The 21059-nt window shown below is 49.5% G+C and carries 19 protein-coding genes and 1 pseudogene; all 20 read right to left on the bottom strand.

The genetic code is table 11. The features are described from left to right. Positions 1-20: 20 nt before the first annotated feature. Entirely contained in the window at positions 21-1175 is a 1155-nt protein-coding gene (locus QF045_RS10950) for an acyltransferase (RefSeq protein WP_306492203.1), read from the bottom strand. After that, a complete protein-coding gene (locus QF045_RS10945) occupies positions 1111-2121 on the bottom strand; it encodes an NAD-dependent epimerase/dehydratase family protein (protein ID WP_306492202.1) in 1011 nt (336 codons plus the stop codon). The genes QF045_RS10950 and QF045_RS10945 overlap by 65 nt, the downstream gene beginning before the upstream one ends. A 2-nt stretch (positions 2122-2123) precedes the next feature. Beyond that, entirely contained in the window at positions 2124-3230 is a 1107-nt protein-coding gene (locus tag QF045_RS10940; protein WP_306492201.1) for a DUF1972 domain-containing protein, read from the bottom strand. Beyond that, positions 3220-4314 carry a glycosyltransferase family 4 protein gene (locus QF045_RS10935; protein ID WP_306492200.1) on the bottom strand — a complete coding sequence of 365 codons (1095 nt, stop codon included), beginning with the start codon at positions 4312-4314 and terminating at the stop codon, positions 3220-3222. Before QF045_RS10935 ends, QF045_RS10940 begins: the two co-directional genes overlap by 11 nt. 11 nt (positions 4315-4325) lie before the next feature. Continuing rightward, complete coding sequence (locus QF045_RS10930; protein ID WP_306492199.1) at positions 4326-5018, bottom strand: DapH/DapD/GlmU-related protein; 693 nt, start codon at positions 5016-5018, stop codon at positions 4326-4328. Continuing rightward, positions 4996-5892, bottom strand: a complete 897-nt coding sequence (locus QF045_RS10925) for a hypothetical protein (protein ID WP_306492198.1) — start codon at positions 5890-5892, stop codon at positions 4996-4998. Before QF045_RS10925 ends, QF045_RS10930 begins: the two co-directional genes overlap by 23 nt. Beyond that, entirely contained in the window at positions 5867-7102 is a 1236-nt protein-coding gene (locus tag QF045_RS10920) for a hypothetical protein (protein ID WP_306492197.1), read from the bottom strand. The genes QF045_RS10925 and QF045_RS10920 overlap by 26 nt, the downstream gene beginning before the upstream one ends. After that, on the bottom strand, positions 7099-8547 hold the full coding sequence (locus tag QF045_RS10915; protein ID WP_306492196.1) for a hypothetical protein: 1449 nt from the start codon (positions 8545-8547) through the stop codon (positions 7099-7101). The genes QF045_RS10920 and QF045_RS10915 overlap by 4 nt, the downstream gene beginning before the upstream one ends. Positions 8548-8561: 14 nt before the next feature. Then, entirely contained in the window at positions 8562-9821 is a 1260-nt protein-coding gene (locus tag QF045_RS10910; protein ID WP_306492195.1) for an O-antigen translocase, read from the bottom strand. A 1-nt stretch (position 9822) separates the two neighbouring features. Continuing rightward, positions 9823-10953: a DegT/DnrJ/EryC1/StrS aminotransferase family protein gene (locus tag QF045_RS10905; RefSeq protein WP_306492194.1), complete on the bottom strand. Its 1131-nt coding sequence runs from the start codon at positions 10951-10953 to the stop codon at positions 9823-9825. Positions 10954-11105: 152 nt separating this feature from the next. Next, a complete protein-coding gene (locus QF045_RS10900; protein ID WP_306494881.1) occupies positions 11106-11504 on the bottom strand; it encodes an FdtA/QdtA family cupin domain-containing protein in 399 nt (132 codons plus the stop codon). Between the two features lie 21 nt (positions 11505-11525). Further along, positions 11526-12083 (bottom strand): annotated as a pseudogene (gene rfbC, locus QF045_RS10895) (dTDP-4-dehydrorhamnose 3,5-epimerase); the annotation flags it as partial. Continuing rightward, positions 12083-12973 carry a glucose-1-phosphate thymidylyltransferase RfbA gene (rfbA, locus tag QF045_RS10890; RefSeq protein WP_306492193.1) on the bottom strand — a complete coding sequence of 297 codons (891 nt, stop codon included), beginning with the start codon at positions 12971-12973 and terminating at the stop codon, positions 12083-12085. The gene rfbA and the pseudogene rfbC, both read right to left, overlap by 1 nt. A 631-nt stretch (positions 12974-13604) precedes the next feature. Further along, on the bottom strand, positions 13605-14882 hold the full coding sequence (locus QF045_RS10885; protein ID WP_306492192.1) for a Wzz/FepE/Etk N-terminal domain-containing protein: 1278 nt from the start codon (positions 14880-14882) through the stop codon (positions 13605-13607). 342 nt (positions 14883-15224) lie between these two features. Continuing rightward, the gene (locus QF045_RS10880) at positions 15225-15455 is read right to left on the bottom strand and encodes a LapA family protein (RefSeq protein ID WP_306492191.1); all 231 of its coding nucleotides are present in this window, start codon (positions 15453-15455) and stop codon (positions 15225-15227) included. Between the two features lie 24 nt (positions 15456-15479). Further along, positions 15480-15776 carry an integration host factor subunit beta gene (gene ihfB / locus QF045_RS10875; protein ID WP_003189779.1) on the bottom strand — a complete coding sequence of 99 codons (297 nt, stop codon included), beginning with the start codon at positions 15774-15776 and terminating at the stop codon, positions 15480-15482. A 130-nt stretch (positions 15777-15906) separates the two neighbouring features. Then, positions 15907-16191: a hypothetical protein gene (locus QF045_RS10870; protein WP_306492190.1), complete on the bottom strand. Its 285-nt coding sequence runs from the start codon at positions 16189-16191 to the stop codon at positions 15907-15909. A gap of 159 nt (positions 16192-16350) precedes the next feature. After that, positions 16351-18033 (bottom strand): 30S ribosomal protein S1, encoded by a 1683-nt coding sequence (rpsA, locus tag QF045_RS10865; RefSeq protein ID WP_306492189.1) that lies wholly within the window; start codon positions 18031-18033, stop codon positions 16351-16353. 119 nt (positions 18034-18152) lie between these two features. Next, on the bottom strand, positions 18153-18842 hold the full coding sequence (gene cmk, locus QF045_RS10860) for a (d)CMP kinase (protein ID WP_306492188.1): 690 nt from the start codon (positions 18840-18842) through the stop codon (positions 18153-18155). After that, positions 18839-21049: a bifunctional prephenate dehydrogenase/3-phosphoshikimate 1-carboxyvinyltransferase gene (locus QF045_RS10855; RefSeq protein ID WP_306494880.1), complete on the bottom strand. Its 2211-nt coding sequence runs from the start codon at positions 21047-21049 to the stop codon at positions 18839-18841. The genes cmk and QF045_RS10855 overlap by 4 nt, the downstream gene beginning before the upstream one ends. Positions 21050-21059: the final 10 nt, after the last annotated feature.

The following is a 21059-nucleotide window of genomic DNA, read 5'->3' as shown; positions in this document are numbered from 1 at the left end:
TTAAATCCAGAGCTATGCAGTTAAGTTTTTAGTGATTTTTTCGAACGTCTAGCGAACGACTGAGAGATTCTCTCGGAGATCACCTTTTTACGTAAAATACAAGGGTGTTCAATAAAGCGCCAGGAAAGTATCGCAGGAATAAGCGCTACGGGTAAGGCCACCAAAATCATGGCGACCGGCGATATGCCTTTCCATAGGTAGGCCAAAATCTCTTGGGTTGGAAACGCATAGATATACAGCCCATAAGAATAATCACCCAACCTGTTATACTGACGAGCAAGCCATTGCGTATTAAACGCAACCCAGAACACAGAGTAGCACCATGCCCCCACAAAAAATTCTACGAACACAGGAGATCTGTACAGCAGAAACACAACTAACCAACAGGCACCTAAAAAACGATAGTCCAAACGGATATTGAACCTGTACGAATAAAACAACATACCCACTACAAATGCGAAACTCCACTGCACCCACATGCGGGTCTGAAAACCGGGTTGAATGAGCTCCCCTTCTAGGAAAAATCTAAATGCAAAATAAAATAAAAAATATGCTATAAAAAATATCGATGTCCGGGCTAGGGTTTTCAACAGACCAACGACACCCAATGCCAAGACCAAGGCATACAGTAAAACTTCATAATAGAGCGTCCACAACGAACCATTAATTCCTGGATACGGATTATCCTGAAATAAGCCAGGCAATTGAAATTGAATATTTTTCAGTTTCAAATTAGTCGTCACATAGCTATAGACATCACTTGAGGAAAAGTAATCGTGCAGGCCCATGGTCGTAAATAATGGCCCAACAAAAAATGCACTTAACACTAGAACAACCAAGAGGGCAGGGAATAATCTTAAAAATCTTGCAACCACGAAATCAACCTTGCTTTTCGACCGATCATAACTCAGCGATATAAAAAATCCAGAAATGCAGAAAAATGTAAATACACCTAAACCACCGAGTGAAAAACCGAGCTGCCTCACCAACGGCTCAACTTCAGAGGCACCACGCGAAAGCGGGTATGCGTGGGATACGAGAACAAAAAGGGCTGCAACCATTCGAATAAAATTAAAGTTATTATCCCGAGTGCTGAGCATCTCCGCCAAATTAGCCATGAGAGCTGCCACTTTGTTTTTTTTGATAAGAGCGAGTTGTAATAGCAAATGCTTCATCAATACTGACAGGTGGCGCCCAGCCGAGAAGCTTTCGCGTATCTGAAATATCCACTTGAAGCGATCCGCACAGGCGCTGAAAAAATTCTTTCTTACCCACCATAGATGCAACTAACCCCAATAGGGGTTGCGGAAAAGAAAATATGCGAGACTTTTTATTCATTGCTAAAGCCAGCTTTTCAAGAATCTGTCCGATAGATAAGTCTTCACCATCACTAACCAGAAATATACGATTTGACGCCTTTGGGTGGTGAATGCATACATGAATCAAGTCGATCAAGTTGTCAATGAACACTAGGCTTCTACGATTGTTAATCGTGCGAAATGGCAGAGGAAGACCTTTGTCAACGGTAGCTAACATTTTTTCGAAATTTGCCTTCACATCCGGGCCGTAGACCAAGACAGGTCTGATGATTACCACGTTCATCTCTGTTTGCTTCGCCAGCGCCATCAACGCCTGCTCCGCTTCCAGCTTAGATACACCGTAATCGTCAAGCGGTGCTGGAGCATCCGAAGGCTTGAATGCGCGATTTTTGTCGGTTTCCTCGCCATTGACCTTGATGGAGCTGAGAAATATGAAACGCTTCACTCCAGCTTCCGCAGCTTGCCTGGCAAGGTTAAGCGTAGCGTCAACGTTCACTTCCCGAAAGGCCTGCAACGGGTTGCTGTGGGTCTCGTTCATAATGTGGGCACGTCCAGCAGAGTGGATTACTACCTCCACGCCCTGCAACGAAGCGCTCCAGTTGTTATCACCAGACAACGTTGGGATCACGCAAGTTTGAACGCCGGGCAGCACAAGAGCGCTGTCCCTGCGTGTCACATTGACAAACGGATAGCCAGCAGTAACGAGGGACTCAAGCAGTGGACGCCCGACAAAGCCAGTACCGCCGGTAAGAAGAATCTTCGGTTTTTGTGCAATGGAAGCGTTATTCAAACCAACGGACATATTCAAGCCTTATCAGAAGACAGCAGTTGTTTGAATAGCTTATCGTATTGGGAAGACACACCTTCCCAACGATACCGGCGGACCGCAACTTCATGCATTTTTTCACTCAAGGCTGCACGCGCAGCTTCGTCGGCAAAAAGCACGGATGCCTGAGCTATAAGTGACTCACTGGAATCGAAGAACTTCGCGCTGTCTTCGGTAGAGGCACGATTGAATGAAACATCGAAGGCGATGATAGGCAAGCTCAACCACATCGCTTCCACGAGAGAGGGGTTGGTCCCGCCCGCACTGTGGCCGTGGATATAAACAGTGGCATTGCTGCGTAATGGGCTCAGTTCATCGCTGTTGTAGATAGGGTCCAGCAGATGAAGGTTTTCCGCATTCGCGTACCTATCTTGAAGCGCCTTCCCATATTCGCTTTGCTTCCAGTTCCCAACGATGACTAAAGGCAATCCACTGGAGTGAAACGCTTCGACGATAATGTGGATATTATTTTCAGGCTCAATCCTACAGACAGAAAACGCATAAGGGTGATGCAGGAACGTATAGCGTTCTCGGTCCGATTCAACTAATGCGCGCGTTTTGGCCTGATCACCGCCATAGGCAATAAGGGTACTTTCCAGACCGTATTCACTACGTACATAATCCTGAAGAACCTGGTTATCAGTAACGACTGCGTCAGAATATTTGACTGCTACGGCCTCTGAAAACTTCAAAAATTTCTTGGCCAAAGGTGACCATTTTGCACGTTTCCATTCATAACCATCAATATTGACGACAATCTTCTTCTTTGTAAGCATTTTTATGAACGGAAGTGCAATACAGCCGGAAACACCCAAGATCAACAGCACATCGTTCTTGCGATAGGCATGCAGCATACTAACAATATCATAAGGAATACTTTGCACACCGTTAGCTTTTAACGGAATGTAAATCAAATTAGCATTACGATATTTTTCGGGTTGAGACGTGTAGGATTTCGAACTGCAATATACCGAAATCTCATATTCATGATCCAGATATGTAACCAGTTGCTCTGACAGCGTTTCCCATCCACCATATTGAGCTGGCAGACCGACTGTGCCTATGACTGCAAATTTAAATCCCATCAAACACCCCGAGCACACCACTTTCAAATTTTTCACTTGAGAAACTAAGTGATTTTACCTTCGCTGCTGCAGATAGGCGATAACAGGCATCCAAATTTTGTTGTAGAAATACCAATTTTTCTGAAATATCGTCGACCCTGTCAGAGGCCATCAGATACCCGTCACAACCGTCAGATACGAGCTCAACGGGCCCCCCTACCGGCGGTACAATGCATGGGATTCCAAATGAAAGCCCTTCAAGAATCGTCAAACCGAACGTTTCTACGCATTCATCCGGCTTCGAAAGGCTGAGCAAAACGCTCGCCCTTTGATAATAAGGTACAACGTCATCGCAACTAAAGAGAATATTCAGATTATTAGGAATTTCAATATTTGAAAAAAAATGTGCAACTTCAGCCTCAGTTGCGCCCAAAATCAAAGTAAATTCGAATATCTCCTGCGCACTTAGCGAGCGAGCAATCTGAATATACTCATTAATGCCCTTGTATAGCTTTAATGAGCAAATCATCAACACATTAAAGCTGCCATCACGTAGCGGCTGATATATATGGATGGCAGCGACACGACTCATTTTTTGGGGGATAGCATTGTAAACTACCTGACCCCCTACGTTAGAAAAACCTTCCGTTCGTGAAAGGAAATGCGAAACAAATATATTGCCGCTTGAACACACCTTAACGACCCAACGCAAAAAGATCTTTAACGGCCACGGGCGAATAGATGTTTCATGAATATGATATATGACCTTAACCCCAAGCAACCTCCCCGCCAAAGCCGCGCCAAAAGGCAGCAATGTATTGACGTAAAAAATAGTAGAAGACTTCCGGTACTTAAGCAGCTTAAAAAAAAGCACGGCCTGTGACAGCACGTAACTTATCAAAGTCAGAAATTTATTATTAAAACGCTTGTAAAAATAGCGATGCTTAACACATGATATCGACGAAAGAAAGCCCTCTCCCGCCTTGCCACCTAAATATAACTCAGCGCAATATCCCTTCTTCTGTACTGCATCTATCACTTGGGAAAGAACCTTCGGGCTCCCGCTATAATCATTAAGCAAATGAAAAAATATAATTTTTTTCACTACACGTCCTTTTAGCTACGTTCTTTTATTTGCTTTGCAGGAACACCCGCATAAATAGCGTTAGAGGCATATCGACCAGCCTTCAAAACGGTTCCAGCTGCTACTATACAACCGTCTTCAAGGATCACACCATCGAGCACCGTCACTTTGGCGCCTAACCAGCAGTTATTACCGATCTGGATTCCTGCACTATTTACTCCCTGAAGACGGATAGGTGTTGCGAGATCAGAAAAATTATGATTCTCCGAGTGGAAGGATACATAATTACCAATGATCGTGTCATCGCCTATGCTGATACCGCCCGCACATCCTAAAAAACTACCGCTTCCGATACCTACATTATTACCAATCGAAAGCCCTACGCCTAACTTGGTAAGGCTGCCCGTACATTCAATGGTAACATTCTTTTTCAAAGAAACCCCCCGGCCAAAGGTAATGCCTTTGACTGCCAAAGCATCAATATAGCACCCATCATCGACCACTAGCCCTTTGCCTCCATAGATCAGCGATCGTGCCTTCAAGGTAACTCGCTTGCCTACCAGCATGACCGAGAGCCGTCTAAACTTCAGGAAGCCATTTACTAACATGAACGCTTTAGACAGTACGAAGACAAAAAGATAACCGTCAGGAATACGCTTATCAATTTTGATGCTGCGCTTTCTGATTTTCAAAGAAAGAAATTCAACCAGTTCTACCAACATCATTTTTTTTCTCTTTGGAAGACGAAATATAAGATCGAAGAAATCCAGAATCCCGATAAGAAATATTTTTTCTCAATGCGGAAACTATCAAATAAGCTTCCATCACACAGCGAAAAAAATAATTTTTTCGTTCAAAAATCACCCTAAAACCACGGATCATCTCTTGGAAACGAAAAATTGCCCGCTCTGGACTGTCCGATGTGTGCTCTGAAAGATCATGTTGCAGCGCAATATCAAGCACATAGAAGTGCGAATAGTAAGACTCATACTTCACGAAAAACGCTGTATCCGTGGCATAAAATTTGAGACGTTCATCAAAGAGCGGTGCCATCCGCTCATAACAAGCTTTCGTGAAGATAACACCACTGTTGATTGCAAGCTTATTAAGTGAGGTATTCATTCCACCTTCGACTGTCGTCGACAAGCGACCCAAAAACCAGAAACGCTCACCTGGACTGATCAGCCCCCCTCCCGAATAAATCTTCGGCAGCATCACCCCAAATGCATCAGGCTTCGAGTTCGTTTCAAATTCGACCGCACTTGCAATTGCCCCCACATAATTTGGCGCAGAGTAATCAGTATCATCATCCGAAATCAGAAAATGTGTAGCGCCTGCTTCAAAAGCCTGCGCAGCAACACGATTATAAATATGAGGTAACCCCTCGTTATTCCCCTCTAACCACGTCAAATTTTCTTTAACTAGAACTGGCGAACACTGCGGGGTATTATTCCAGACAAACACACTGACGCATATACCCCTCTCCTGAAAGTGCTTAACACACTCTAATAACGTAGTGATAGCGACAGAGTCCTTATAATGCCGCTTATAGAGAACAACCAATATTGAAAATTTAATTTGCACGATATTTTGAGTCATACATCACCACCACTATAACCAGCGCAAAAAGATACAAAACGATACTATTGGTGTAAGACTGAAAGAAAAAACTGCTCAAGAAAAACGGATAGCTAATAACCAGGTAGTCGGCAACGCCTGCCATAAAGGCGCTTCCCCCCAACCGTAACTGTTGGGCAACTGTGACAACTTTGCCGTAGAACATGATCAGCCCGACCATGACGGCAAGTCCTAGATAGCCAGCGGAGGCCAAGAGGTTCAACCAAAAGGAGTCATACCAATACGCCTGACCTGGCCCTATGGCACCGAACCCCAGCCCCAAGGGCATAGAACCAAGCGATTCAAGTACTACATACCACTGCCTTACCCGGTCAAGCGCAGACAAATCTTCCGTGTACCCTAACGCAAGATAGAGAAATATGGAGGATGTGAAAAACAGGAAATAGCTATAGCCTAGCAAACTGATGAGCCATTTCCGTCTGAACAACTGCAATGCCGCCAGAAAAAACAACGCAGAGATCATTCCGATAACGGCAGTTCTGACAGAACCATAAAAAATCAGCAGCGACGCAAAAGAAACCGTCAGAAGCAGCCCTATGAAACTCAAGTTATATTTTCGCGTCCTGACAGCCTGCACTAGCAGACAACTTGCGAATATAGCAGTATTCAAAACGAACGCATTGAATTCGAGGGTCCCGGTAAAGAACCCTGACATGCGAGCGCTCCCTTCCCTCATGGAGTTATACGCCTCCAATTCAAAGCCCTTTTCTGACAGCAAAGGCCAATACCAAAATTGCTCAGCTGTGTTGATGGTAAGGTATTGGTAAGCAGCGTAACTACCAGAAATAAAAGTCATCAACACCAAAGTGGAATATATCACTTGAAGTTTCACTTCGAGCTCTAACTTGCGGCATGCTGCATTTACCATCAATGCAAAAAGAACCGGCATCGCGAAAGACCGGAACATTCGAAGCGAACTATCAGACAGTTCTCCACACATCAGATAAAATACAATAAAAAATGCGAACGCGAACAGCTGCTCTTTATACCTTCGTGGTATCGAATGACGACTTCCGACCTCAAAAAATACGAGCAGTACCGTCAGGAGGATATAGACTAATACCACGCCTTCGCGCCAAGCACCAAAAGCAGCAGGCGCATGAAACGTCAACATGACGTAATCAGAAAGCAGGAGCAAAATAATAAAAAAACGCAGTTCTAGCGCCCTCATATGTTTCCTGACCTTGCGCCTTTTCCTGCAATTTTTTTGAGCTTCAAATGCGCAAGCTTAATCAGCATTTTTACTTTTTGAATTGTGCTCAACTCTCGCAGCACTGCAAATAAAAAGCCCCTCTGGTAACTGATCAACTTAGCAATCACAGCAGGAGGAATAGCTGAGTCTATCCTTCCTGTTTGCTCATAAACGGCAATATCGCCTGTCCACGGCACATACTTTTCCATTTCATTGGCACATAAAACATTGCTATATAGACATTCCAAGTAGCGCGACTTCACAGCGTCGTAGCCATTTACCGCGAAAACAGACTCGATCACCGCCTCGTCATTGTCAGAATGCAGAACGCTTTTAATTAAGTCGTCCACAGTTTGACTCTTCAAATTATCTGCAGGCGAATACCCTTGTATCGGCGCACGGAGCCCTACACAGCGACGACCATTGACGAGTTGCTCTGCAAACGCGGTGCCGCCGGGCGTCGGATAGCTATCAACGTAAAAATCGGCTTTTTCCAAAAGCTTTAAATAACTTGCGTAAGGCACAGACGACAAGATCTTGAACCGGCGCCAATACTTTAGCTTTAGTGGCCACCACCAAATATTAGTATAGGGATTAGCGCCAACTATCCAGAATGTCGAGTTTTTGAACTCCGACAAAACTCTATGAATCGTAGGTCGTGAATCATACTCTTTAACTGGCTTAAACTTAAACGGCGACGCAGCACTAAAAAAGTGCAGCACATCATTTTTTCCGGGCAAAGGATGTTTTTTCTGGACGAGTTGAGTACTTAACGGAATACCCAGAAAAGATTTTTTCCCTGATATATTTTTCTTCAGGTCCCGGTGCAGGCCGAATGTACTGATTTCGAAATACACATCAGCGACCGTGCTGCCATAGGTAAAGACATGATCAGCGTGATTCACGAAGAAAATTTTGGCACCGGTAATTCTTTTCAGAATCCGGCAAGCAATCACAGCGACCATATCATCGGGGTGAATATGCAAAACCACCCGATTATAGGGCTTCAAACACGCTACAATTTCCGCTATTTTCTGCAATGCTGTACCAGGCTGTACAACGGTGCAGTCATTAAAAAAACTCCGTGTGCGTTCGACCGCTCTTTCATCGCTTTGGCGGGTTATCAAGAGGTCGGGTTTTTCAAAATGCATAGTAGAGAGCTGTTCCATCAACCGGGTATGCCCCCCGATCAAATAAGGCTCAGATATCAGATGAACGCAATCCTTGGTAAGTGTATAAACTTCTCCGTCCTGAACGTCGCTCATGCATCGCTCAGTTAATATATCCTCCAACTCGGGATCATCATAAATACCCTTGTCAACAGCCCAGAGCATAGCCCCGTAGACTTCAGCCAGCTCGACACTTTTATTGGTATTTTTTTGCGTTAAAATCAAATCGCGAATCGAGGTTAACAAGAGACTCATGGATAAAAAAGACCTCATACCGCGTTATTTGTATTTAACTTTCTGTAAATAAGAAAGTACATGACAACCAAATAAAAACCGTAATTAACGGCATGCGCCCACGTCACGCCAATTGGCCCACCGATCTTCGTCAACACTACCGTCAACAGATAAAAGCCGAACGCAAAAGTTACTTCTGTGACGATATACATCTTAACCATCGCCTTACCCAGCATCAGATAAGCGAGTATCCAGCTTGCAATTTTCAGCGTATCACCCAGCATCTGCCACGCGAAGAAGTCTCTCATTGGACTGAATGCGCTGGTGAATAGAAGACCGATAATAAAATCTCTCAAGACGTAGATCATCAAGCCAGAGATCATCGCAACAGGCAGGATTAGTTTATACCCTTGCACTATCTCTTTTTTGATATCCTCTGGATTAACCAGCTCTGATAACTTCGGCAAAAAGTACAAACCCAGCGTCGTTGTCACGAGCAGTAAATACGCCGTACTTAAGCGCCACATAGCCTCCCAGTAACCGGCCGTCTCCCAACCATATTCCGAACCAAGATAGTTGCGGACTAAAATGTGGCTCACCGGCACACATGCAGCTGTCGTGAGCGCCATGGCGGTAAATTTTGTCAGGTTGATAGCAATTTGCTTGTCCAACCGCCCCAGCAGATTCGAAAACCGAAACCACGGTGTTCTATAGCAAAGCAGGCACGTCACGAAAAAAGCGATAGATTGGTAGAGCACCAGAGAAATCAACGCACCGTACAATCCGTACTGTACAACCATGACAATAGTCACCATCAGGGAGAGGATGCTGCCACCGATGTTCGCCAAAATGTAGCGACTGATTTCTTTTTTGCCATTAAGAATAGCGAGCAGCAAGGTGTTGAACGAGAAAAATATTACCGTAGCAGCGCACCATATGAATACGCTGTACAAGGACTCGTCATTGAAACACCACACCGCCAGCGGTTTGCTGAAGCAAACAATCAAGACAGATGTTATGACTGAACCGATAAATGCAATGGTCCCCGCAGTGCGCCACACTCGGCGCTGTGACTCCTCGTCGTCTTTATATTCAGCGGTGTATTTAGTCACCCCATTGCTAATGGCACCCGTCGAAAATGTCGTTACCATTTGCACAGCGTTTTGAAACTGGCCTAACGCAGCGTAACCAGAAGGCCCTACATAAATGGCCAGCATTTTGTTGATGCCCAGCAAAGTGAGCATTTTGATAATGACGGCAATACCATTTAGAAAGCTTGTCCGAAGCAGCGTCATATCAGGCGTCTACAGAAAAGCTGTTGCAAGCTTCAACGACATGGTAAGCCTCCGCTTCGGTCATTACTGGGCTGATTGGCAAGCTCAGTACTTCACGGTGAATACGTTCAGTAATAGGAAATGATTTGTTGTAAAAGTCGGACTGTGTGTAAGCCTGTTGCTGATGAGGCGCGATAGGGTAATGGATCAGCGTTTGAACACCGGATTCCGCTAGATGACGCTGCAGTGCGTCACGCATCTCGGATCGCACCACAAAAAGATGCCACACGTGTGAGGTGTAATCCATCACATCAACGCTGGTATCTAACGGCAACTTGATTAAAGGGTTCTTTATTCCAGCCATATAGATGGCAGCCACGCGTCGACGAGCTTCGGTCTGCGCCTGCAGATATTTCAGTTTTACGCTCAACATGGCGGCCTGTATTTCATCCAGCCGGCTATTAACGCCCTGCACCAGGTTCTTGTACTTCTCATGGGAGCCGTAGTTTCGTAATGCCTGAATCATATTGACCAGTTCAGCATCACTGGAGGTAATCGCACCTGCATCTCCCAGCGCTCCCAAGTTCTTGCCAGGATAGAAACTAAAGCCCGATGCATCTCCCCAGTTACCGGCACTCCTACCCGCCACCTGCGCGCCGTGAGCTTGAGCAGAGTCTTCTAGGACAAGCAAATTTTCGCGCTTTGCGATTGCATCAATTTCAGGCATATCAGCCAACCGCCCATAAAGGTGCACAGGCATGACTAACCGAGTCTTGTCGGTCAACGCACCCTCGATATTCTTAGGGCTCAAATTATAGGTATCTGGGTCAGGCTCAACCAAAACCGGGGTCAGGTTATTTTCGGTAACGGCCAGTAATGTGGCGATATACGTATTGGCCGGAACTATTACTTCGTCGTGATCCTTGAGCTTTCCCAACTCTTTCCAGGCACGTATGGTCAGAGTCAATGCATCCAGACCGTTCGCTACACCAACGGTGTGCAGCGCGCCTGTGTAGACTGAAAACTCCTGCTCAAAGCGTTTGAGGCATTCGCCCTGAATGTACCAACCCGAATCAATGACACGTGTCGCAGCTTCTATGAGCTCTTCACGATGAGCTTTGTTCAATGATTTTAGATCGAGAAACGGAATCATCAAAAATACCTGACGTCGGTGCTTCGTTATTAGGTGCTTACAGGCACAGCCCATGCTGCACCCGCTGCAAATCTGTACGCCGCTTGCTTGATCAACCGGCACTCAAAAATGCCGGCTCGCTGACATGAGCTCGCAGCAAGTGTACTGTTCAATCAAGTGTATCGTTTAACTGCACGAATGAAATCATCGTAGTTTCGCAGATAGTCGCCCTCATCATAGTGATTGCTTGCAAATACCAAGAGGACGCAATCTTCGCTGAAATCGTGCATCTCGCGCCAAATCAATTTTTTGATGTGGATGGCCTTGTTCGGAGCGTCCAGCCATATTGATTCCTGCGTCACACCATCATCGATCAAGATTCGGCACTTACCTGATAAGCAGATAATGTACTGCTCCAATCTAAAATGTGCGTGCGAGCCCCTGCTTATGTCCATTTTGGTATTGAAAATATAATAGGCTCGCCTGACGGCGAAAGGGATATCACGCCCTTGCTCCAAGGCAATCAGGCTGCCACGATCATCTCCGATAATCTGCAGCTCACTTGATGTCACATTGCCCGCCAGTGTGGACACAAAAGAACTTACGTCATAGAGCAATGGCGCTTCGTTATCTTTCTGGCTGATGATCAACCCTTCCGTCACTGGCCATTGGATACCGATGACAGGATCGCTCCAGTTAATCAATTGCTCGCAGGCCTTGGAGTAGGTGTCAGTGGTCTTATATACAAACTCCGTGTTGTCTTCCAAGGCCAGGAAGCCGTGAGCAAAGCCTTCTGGAATCCAAAGCATCCGGCCATTGCTCGCTGACAGCTCAACTCCCACCCACTGGCCAAATGTTTCCGAGCCCTTTCTGATATCAACAGCCACGTCATAGGCGCTGCCTGCAGTAACTCGCACCAGCTTGCCCTGAGCATGAGGATCGCTCTGAAAATGAAGCCCCCTCAATACATGTTTTTTTGAGTAAGAATGATTGTCTTGCACAAACGGACGCGGAATGGGGTGGCCTAAGGCAGCGAGTTGTTCATGAAACAACGTCTCATTAAAACTCTCCATAAACCATCCACGGTCATCCTTGAACACGCGGGGCTCGATGATGACGACGCCGGCCAACTTGGTCTCTATAAACTTCATCAGCTCTTATGCTCTGTCAAAATGTTCCGCAGATATTGCCCATAACCTGTTTTACTCAAGTGTTGCGCTTGAATGGCCAATTGTTGAGCTGTAATCCAGCCTGCACGGAAGGCGATTTCTTCGAGGCAGGCCACTTTCAAGCCCTGCCGGTGCTCAATCGTATGTACAAACTGACTTGCCTCTAACAGCGACTCATGGGTCCCTGTATCCAACCACGCAAAGCCTCGGCCCAACATTTCGACAGTGAGGCTTTGCTGCTCAAGATAAGCACGGTTCACATCGGTAATTTCAAGCTCACCACGTGAGGATGGCCGAATGCTTTTAGCAATCTCCACGACTTGGTTGTCGTAAAAGTACAGCCCAGTGACAGCATAGTTCGACTTGGGTTTGGCGGGTTTCTCATCGATGCTGAGCACGCGTCCAGTATGGTCAAACTCAACCACACCGAAGCGCTCTGGATCTGATACATGGTAACCGAACACGGTAGCACCGGAAGCCTGCGACATGGCAGATCGCAAATTGTCGGAAAAATGCTGGCCATAGAAAATGTTGTCGCCCAGGATAAGGCACACAGGATCTTCGCCAATAAAATCTTCGCCAATTATGAATGCCTGTGCCAGACCATCGGGGCTAGGCTGCTCCGCATAGCTCAGCTGCACACCGTACTGACTGCCATCCCCTAATAATTTCTTGAACCCTGGCAAGTCATCGGGCGTTGAGATAATCAGAATTTCACGGATGCCTGCAAGCATCAGCACGGACAGCGGGTAAAAAATCATAGGTTTGTCGTAGATCGGGAGCATTTGCTTCGACACTCCCAGCGTCAATGGATAGAGACGGGTACCCGCACCTCCAGCAAGAACAATCCCCTTACGCTTCAACATTGTCATATCTAAAACACATCCTTAACGTTCAGATTCCGCCGCCGTTCGGACGGAGGTTTCCTGATTTTTTCGCCAACGAACCCGCTAATGGTGCTGCTGCATCGCTGCACGCGCCACAAGGCGCTCATCGCAAGCACTGCTACGCTACTAAACCCTGTACGGCATCTGACCATATCCGCCAATTGCCCCTTAAGAGGCTTGCCTACATCGAATATGTAAAGGTGCAGGGAATGTGATGATACAGCGCTCCCACCCCAATTCAACAAAACGAGCCGCAAAAGGCTCGACGACCTAATGAACGCCTGCACTGAAGCCCAAACGCCAGGCCCCCAGAAGCAATTCCCCTACAGGACGGTGATTTGAAATCGCGTCAAATGGCAAAGGCTTCCGAAAATGAAGCAGAGAGAGCAGCAGATCCTTACTCGAGAAATCCGAATACTGCCTGTCATCGAGCCTTTGGTTGAAATCAGCTTCGCCAATTGAAAATTCAGCGACGGTGGCTTGAAGCGAAACCACTAATGGCCCATGACTTACCTGTCGTCATAATTCATTATTTTTTTGGGACTGCAGAATTAACACATCGCAGCCCCGTGCACTGACTCGCCTACAGCGCTGGAGAGCGAAGCAGTAATTCCTTTTACCGCCGCCCACTGATGACAAAATGCCTAATCAACCCGGCCAAGACGCCCAAAATCCCCCCTAATAAAAATCCAATCGTTAATATCAATGCTTTCTTGGGGTTAATTGGACGCAGCGGCTCAAGGGCTTTGCGGTCCACCGTCACCAGCTTCATATTGCTGATGTCAAGATTGCCTAAATTTTTCAGGCGCACAACCTCAGCTCTAAGAGGTTCAACCCCCGAAAGAAAGAGATCTTCATTTTGGCGCTGTTTCAGCACCTCAATCTCACGATTGCTCTGCAACAGCTGTAACTCACGAGCAATTTGGGCGATCCGGCCTTCAGTGAAATCATCAGTCTTTCGCTGCAATAGAGCTGTGCGCTCAGCTGCCAACGCTTCAACACCCATAAAATAGAGAGGTATTTGTTGGTTATTAATCTCCGTGCGCATTACGCTAGTCTCGCGCGAGCCGGCACCTCTCTCACTCAATGCGGACGGCGTCGTAGGCTTTGAAATCCCAAGAGACCGAGCAATTTCGATTGCCTCACCCAATTGCGAAATCCGATCTTGCCGAGCAGTCTTTATTTGCTGACGCAGTGCTTTTAACTCATCTTGTAACTGCGCTCGCTTAAGATTATCAGCCTCTTGAAGCGTCGCTATGCGCGCGTCTTTCTCCGTCTTATAGCTAGATCGCGCAGCTTCGATCTTACCCTCCAGCTCGGTCAGACGGTTTTGAACAATGACCCGCAGGTCTGCAGCAATCTGCTCGCGCTCAGCCTCAATTGCGTAGTCAACAAATTTATTGAGAATACTTACACCATCAATACCTTTTGTATATATAAGCCCAAGACCGATGTATGCACTTAGAGAATCAGACTTTTTCGGATCAGGAAGAACCAGCTTAAGAGAATCACGATTAAACACATCAAAGCTTTGCTCAAGCGTCCTACCAGGACGTTCGAATGGTTTAAACAAAGCCTGGTTAGCCCTAAAGAAATTAAGCCGGGTCTCATAAGATTCAAGAGAGGAACCGACCTTAATGAGCGCATCCCCTGGCGGGAGTTGATAAACTTCCGAGCGATTCAAGGCGTCGAGTTCATTAATAGCTGCAGGGCGCAGAACACTACTTACTTCGTACTCTGCAGTCGCAGTAAAAGCATAGGCTGCCGCAATCAGGGTTATTCCGAAGGTCACCGATAGAACAAGCGTTTTCTGGTACCACAGCGCTCGAAAAACCGAGGAAATGTCAACTTCGCCCTGCGACGATGTAGGGGGGATGCGAAAGCTACTACTCACAACAAAAACCTGCCTTCAAGAGAAACTGCGGGCTCGTTATGCAGACAAAATTGCGTATTTTTTATTTTAATTAGATAACCGCCAAAACCCAGCGTCTCTGCCGAATTCTGAGCGCACAAAATGCCTGTTATCGAGAACAGATTCCATTCTGCCATCTCTCTGGCATATTACAAGACTTGACATGTATGTCAGACAAATCTGACTTTTTAGGGGATGCGTCGCAAAGTAGGGGGGGGGCAACGTAGGCAGGCAGTTGTGTAGACTCCGATCGTCTACCGGAATGGAATTACTGACAAACGGTCACCCCGACGGCTATCCGATCGCATCGCGCTAGGCGATCCTCTAGGCAACCGACTTATGCCTACGCCTGCGCACAACCACCCCCAACAGAGGCCCAATCAACATCCCCACAATCAAAGCCACCACCACAAACACCGCCACCGGCATCTGCACAGTACTCCACCCCAGGAACGACAGCGCAACACCCTGCTGATTCTCCAGCACAAACGCCAAAACAACCAACGCTGCAAGCACTGCAACCAATACCGCAACAACGCGCCTAACCCCACGCATATCCTTCTCCTACACCAAAAACACTCAGACGCCCTCTTCCTCTTCTTCGTTCACCCGATCGCGCAATTCCTTGCCCGGCTTGAAGTGGGGAACGAACTTGCCGTCGAGGCTGACGGATTGGCCAGTTTTAGGGTTGCGGCCTACGCGCGGGGCGCGGTAGTGGAGGGAGAAGCTGCCGAAGCCGCGGATTTCGATGCGATCTCCGGTGGCCAGGCATTGGGACATTTGCTCGAGCATGGTCTTGATAGCCAGCTCCACATCCTTGGATGAGAGCAGCCCTTGATGGGTGACAATTCGTTCGATCAACTCCGACTTCGTCATATTTTTCCCTTCTTTTTCAAGCAGCTAGGAAAAGCGCTCCGAAGGTTTTAGCATGAGTTGATGAATTTGAACAGCCTGTATAACAACTTATTTGCTGGCTGAATAAACACCCTCTACCCAGGCCAAGAACTTACTTACAGATCACCAGCATGGTGCGTGTCACGGCGCCGGCGGGATTCCAGCCGAACGGAAAGTCGCCTTCTTCGTCCGCCGCATCACTGGAACGAGTGATGACTTTGTATCCCTGCATCTTGCACTCACGAGCGGCACGCTTCTCGCATTTCTCCCACTTGTTGCCAAGCCCAGAGCAATCGACCTCAATGCCGCTGACACCTCGCTTGACGTGAGTCTTGGCGCTGGTGCTTGAACAACCCACAAGTATGACTAACGCGAGTACAACGAGAATCCTGTTCATTCAAACCCTTATAAAATCAGTAACGCGAATTGTCTTTTTAAAGACTATAGCCAGTTCTGACCGTGGGCTGAATGCCTTGGTTCGGCGTTGTTGATTCATCAAATTTCATGCACAAAAAAGGGCGACCGAAGTCGCCCTTTCTCTACAGCTTTACAGAACTTAGTTCTGCTTAGCCATTGCCTGGCGCAGCAGTGCCGCCATGGTGGTATCAGCAGCAGCTTCCGGAGCTTCTTTCAGGCTCTGGATCGCTTCCTTCTCTTCCACTTCGTCTTTCGACTTGATGGAGAGTTGGATTACGCGGCTCTTGCGGTCAACGCTGATGATCTTGGCTTCTACTTCCTGGCCTTCTTTCAGAACGTTGCGCGCGTCTTCAACGCGGTCACGGCTGATTTCGGAGGCTTTCAGAGTCGCTTCGATATCGTCGGCCAGAGTGATGATGGCGCCTTTGGCGTCAACTTCTTTCACTGTACCTTTAACGATTGCGCCTTTGTCGTTCTCTTGAACGTACTCGGAGAACGGATCGCTTTCCAGTTGCTTGATGCCCAGGGAGATGCGCTCGCGCTCTGGGTCAACCGACAGGATAACGGTGTCCAGCTCGTCGCCCTTCTTGAAACGACGAACAGCTTCTTCGCCAACTTCGTTCCAGGAGATGTCGGACAGGTGAACCAGGCCGTCGATGCCGCCGTCCAGACCAATGAAGATACCGAAATCGGTGATCGACTTGATGGTGCCGGAGATTTTATCGCCCTTGTTGAACTGGCCAGAGAAATCTTCCCATGGGTTAGATTTGCACTGTTTGATGCCCAGAGAGATACGACGACGCTCTTCGTCGATGTCCAGAACCATAACTTCCACTTCGTCGCCGACTTGTACGACTTTCGAAGGGTGGATGTTCTTGTTGGTCCAGTCCATTTCGGAAACGTGTACCAGGCCTTCAACGCCTTCTTCCAGCTCAGCGAAGCAGCCGTAGTCGGTCAGGTTGGTAACACGTGCAGTAACACGAGTGCCTTCTGGGTAACGGGCTTTGATAGCGACCCATGGATCTTCACCCAGTTGCTTCAGGCCCAGGGAAACACGGTTGCGTTCGCGATCGTATTTCAGAACCTTGACATCGATCTCGTCGCCAACATTGACGATTTCGGAAGGATGCTTGATACGCTTCCAAGCCATGTCGGTAATGTGCAGCAGGCCATCGACGCCACCCAGATCGACGAATGCGCCGTAATCGGTGAGGTTCTTGACGATACCTTTGACTTGTTGGCCTTCCTGCAGGGATTCCAGCAGAGCTTCACGCTCGGCGGAGTTCTCTGCTTCCAGCACGCTGCGACGGGAAACGACAACGTTGTTGCGCTTCTGGTCGAGCTTGATGACTTTGAATTCGAGTTCTTTGCCTTCCAGGTGCGTGGTGTCGCGCACTGGACGAACGTCGACCAAAGAACCTGGCAGGAACGCACGGATGCCGTTAACGTCGACAGTGAAGCCGCCTTTAACCTTACCGTTGATAACGCCCTTGACCACTTCTTCAGCTGCGAAGGCTGCTTCGAGAACAATCCAGCATTCAGCGCGCTTGGCTTTTTCACGGGACAGCTTGGTTTCACCGAAACCGTCTTCAACCGAGTCCAGAGCAACGTGAACTTCGTCACCGACATTGATTGTCAGATCACCAGCATCGTTGTAGAACTGTTCCAGCGGGATCAGAGCTTCAGACTTCAGACCAGCGTGAACGGTTACCCAGCGAGCTTGGTAATCGATATCAACGATAACACCGGTGATGATGGAGCCTGCCTGAAGGTTCAGGGTTTTTAGGCTTTCTTCAAAGAGTTCCGCAAAGCTTTCGCTCATTTTAATTCCTGTTGATAAGGGCGAAGAATACGCCCATCTCCACACCCCAGACGGCGTGGGTCAGTTTCAATTAAAAGAAGCACCGCAGGACTATGACTGGTCCCCTGCAGCCTTCTTGGTCACCCGGCGATATCGCGAATGGCGATCTCGCTCATGATGCGTTCCAGCACCTGCTCGATGGACAACTCCGTGGAATCCAGCTGTATGGCGTCAGCCGCCGGCTTGAGCGGGGCTACCGCACGCTGGGTATCACGCTCATCGCGTGCACGGATCTCATCTAGCAGACTCGACAGACTAACACCATCGACTTTGCCCTTCAACTGCAAGTAGCGGCGACGGGCACGCTCTTCGGCGCTGGCGGTCAGGAAAATCTTCAGCGGTGCCTCGGGAAACACCACGGTGCCCATGTCGCGGCCATCGGCCACCAGCCCCGGCGGCTCCTGAAACGCACGCTGGCGCTGCAGCAGCGCGTCACGCACCGCCGGCAGAGCCGCGACCTGGGAAGCGCCGGCACCAATACTCTCGGTGCGAATCACATCACTGACTTCATCACCTTCAAGAATGATGCGCTGCAATTGACCGTCGGTCGCCGCGATGAACTGCACGTCCAGATGAGCAGCGATTTTCGTCAGCAACTCTTCGTTGGTCAGGTCGACGCCATGGTTACGCGCAGCGAACGCCAGCAGGCGATACAGCGCGCCGGAATCCAGCAGGCACCAGCCCAGGCGCTTGGCCAGGATGCCGGCGATCGTGCCTTTGCCCGAGCCGCTTGGCCCGTCGATGGTAATCACCGGTGCTTTGATATTCACAATTGAGCCTCTTGGGCTACACGCATGCCGACATGGGCACACAGTGTAAGAAAATTCGGAAAAGATGTAGCGACGTTGGCACAGTCATGGATACGAATCGGCGCCGCCGCTTGCAGGGACGCCACGCTGAACGCCATGGCAATCCGATGATCACCTTGGGCATCTACGTCGCCACCGCCTATCGGGCCACCGTCAATGATAATCCCATCAGGCGTCGGTTCACACTTCACACCCAGCGCCAACAGACCGTCGGCCATGACCTGGATTCGATCGGACTCCTTCACTCGCAGCTCCTCGGCACCACGCAGTACGGTCCGCCCCTGCGCGCAGGCGGCGGCAACGAACAGTACCGGGAACTCATCGATCGCCAAGGGCACCAGCGCCTCGGGAATCTCGATACCCTTGAGTACCGCGGCGCGCACACGCAAGTCGGCAACCGGCTCGCCGCCCACTTCGCGTGGGTTTTCCAAGGTGATATCCGCCCCCATCAGGCGCAGGATATCGATCACCCCGGTGCGGGTCGGATTGATGCCCACATGCTCCAGCAACAATTCGGAACCCTCGGCAATCGTTGCCGCGACCAGGAAAAATGCCGAAGAGGAAATATCCCCCGGCACCTCTATATGGGTAGCGGTCAGCCCATGCCCGGACTCAACCGACGCCGTCGCGCCCTCCACCACCACCGGGTAACCAAAACCGCGCAACATACGCTCGGTGTGGTCCCGGGTCGGTGCAGGTTCGGTGACCGAGGTTTTGCCCTCGGCGTAGAGTCCGGCCAACAACAGGCAGGATTTCACCTGGGCACTGGCCATTGGCAGTACATAATTCAAGCCTTTGAGCGCTTGGCCACCGCGAATGGTCAGCGGTGGGCGTCCTTCCGGCCCGGTCTCGATCACCGCGCCCATTTCCTGCAGCGGCTTGGCCACGCGACTCATCGGGCGCTTGGACAGCGACGCATCGCCGGTCAGCACGCTGTCGAAGCTTTGCGCCGCCAGCAAACCGGACAACAGCCGCATGGACGTACCGGAATTGCCCAGGTAGATCGGCCCCGGCGCAGGCTTCAAGCCGTGCAAGCCCACACCATGAATGGTCACACGACCATGGTGCGGCCCTTCAATCACCACGCCCATGTCGCGAAACGCCTGCAAGGTCGCCAGGGCATCCTCACCTTCAAGGAAGCCTTCGACTTCGGTGACGCCATCGGCCAACGAGCCCAGCATGATCGACCGATGGGAGATCGACTTGTCACCCGGCACCCGAATGCGCCCGCTCAAGCGGCCACCGGGACTGGCGATGAAGGTCAGGTCATCGGTGTTCACTGCGGTTTCCATATAGGCCCGGCGCGCCAGGATCTTGCTGAAGTGTTCACGCGCCACCCGCGCGCGAGTGAACACGCCCAATAGTTGATGACCATCGCCCGCATCCACCGCATCGCGCAGGGCATCGAGGTCGCTGCGGAAGGTGTCCAGGGTGCGCAACACCGCTTCGCGGTTGGCGAGGAAGATGTCGTGCCACATCACCGGATCGCTGCCGGCAATGCGCGTGAAGTCGCGAAAGCCTCCAGCGGCATAGCGGAAAATGTCCAGATTCTCGTTGCGCTTGGCCAACGAATCCACCAGGCCGAACGCCAGCAAATGCGGCAGATGACTGGTGGCCGCGAGCACTTCGTCGTGACGCTCGACTTGCATGTGTTCCACATCAGCACCCAGCTCCCGCCACAGACGATCCACCACGGCCAACGCCGCAGGGTCGGTCTGCGCATGCGGCGTCAGGATCACTTTGTGCCGGCGAAACAGCTGCGCATTGGACGCCTCCACCCCGCTCTGCTCGGAACCGGCAATCGGATGACCCGGTACGAAGCGCGGCGGCATCTCGCCAAACGCCAGTTGCGCCGCGCGCACCACGTTGCCCTTGGCACTGCCGACATCTGTAAGAATCGCGCTGCCCAAATCCAGGCCGGCCAAAATCGCCAAGAGCTTTTCCATGGCCAGAATTGGCACGGCCAACTGGATCACGTCGGCGCCCTGGCAAGCGATGGCCAGGTCCGCCTCACAGCGGTCCACCACCCCCAGCTCCACCGCCAACTTGCGCGATTGCGGGTCCAGGTCCACACCGACCACTTCGCCACACAGCCCGCTCTCGCGCAGGCCTTTGGCGAAGGAACCGCCGATCAACCCGAGACCGACCACCACCAAGCGGCCAATCATAGGCACGGCA

Origin of the sequence: Pseudomonas sp. W4I3 (assembly GCF_030816195.1) — a bacterium.
Classification (GTDB): domain Bacteria; phylum Pseudomonadota; class Gammaproteobacteria; order Pseudomonadales; family Pseudomonadaceae; genus Aquipseudomonas.
The sequence above is the reverse complement of the archived record's forward strand: the minus strand, read 5'-3'. Positions and strand labels throughout refer to the sequence as shown.

Excerpts from the sequence above, each read along its gene's own strand:
- QF045_RS10945 (WP_306492202.1), bottom strand. The coding sequence starts at position 2,121 with ATGTCCGTTGGTTTGAATAACGCTTCCATTGCACAAAAACCGAAGATT.
- QF045_RS10950 (WP_306492203.1), bottom strand. The coding sequence starts at position 1,175 with ATGAAGCATTTGCTATTACAACTCGCTCTTATCAAAAAAAACAAAGTG.
- QF045_RS10905 (WP_306492194.1), bottom strand. The coding sequence starts at position 10,953 with ATGATTCCGTTTCTCGATCTAAAATCATTGAACAAAGCTCATCGTGAA.
- QF045_RS10930 (WP_306492199.1), bottom strand. The coding sequence starts at position 5,018 with ATGATGTTGGTAGAACTGGTTGAATTTCTTTCTTTGAAAATCAGAAAG.
- QF045_RS10880 (WP_306492191.1), bottom strand. The coding sequence starts at position 15,455 with ATGCGTGGGGTTAGGCGCGTTGTTGCGGTATTGGTTGCAGTGCTTGCA.
- rfbA (WP_306492193.1), bottom strand. The coding sequence starts at position 12,973 with ATGACAATGTTGAAGCGTAAGGGGATTGTTCTTGCTGGAGGTGCGGGT.
- ihfB (WP_003189779.1), bottom strand. The coding sequence starts at position 15,776 with ATGACGAAGTCGGAGTTGATCGAACGAATTGTCACCCATCAAGGGCTG.
- QF045_RS10910 (WP_306492195.1), bottom strand. The coding sequence starts at position 9,821 with ATGACGCTGCTTCGGACAAGCTTTCTAAATGGTATTGCCGTCATTATC.
- QF045_RS10870 (WP_306492190.1), bottom strand. The coding sequence starts at position 16,191 with ATGAACAGGATTCTCGTTGTACTCGCGTTAGTCATACTTGTGGGTTGT.
- rpsA (WP_306492189.1), bottom strand. The coding sequence starts at position 18,033 with ATGAGCGAAAGCTTTGCGGAACTCTTTGAAGAAAGCCTAAAAACCCTG.
- QF045_RS10855 (WP_306494880.1), bottom strand. The coding sequence starts at position 21,049 with ATGATTGGCCGCTTGGTGGTGGTCGGTCTCGGGTTGATCGGCGGTTCC.
- QF045_RS10925 (WP_306492198.1), bottom strand. The coding sequence starts at position 5,892 with ATGACTCAAAATATCGTGCAAATTAAATTTTCAATATTGGTTGTTCTC.
- QF045_RS10920 (WP_306492197.1), bottom strand. The coding sequence starts at position 7,102 with ATGAGGGCGCTAGAACTGCGTTTTTTTATTATTTTGCTCCTGCTTTCT.
- QF045_RS10940 (WP_306492201.1), bottom strand. The coding sequence starts at position 3,230 with ATGGGATTTAAATTTGCAGTCATAGGCACAGTCGGTCTGCCAGCTCAA.
- QF045_RS10915 (WP_306492196.1), bottom strand. The coding sequence starts at position 8,547 with ATGAGTCTCTTGTTAACCTCGATTCGCGATTTGATTTTAACGCAAAAA.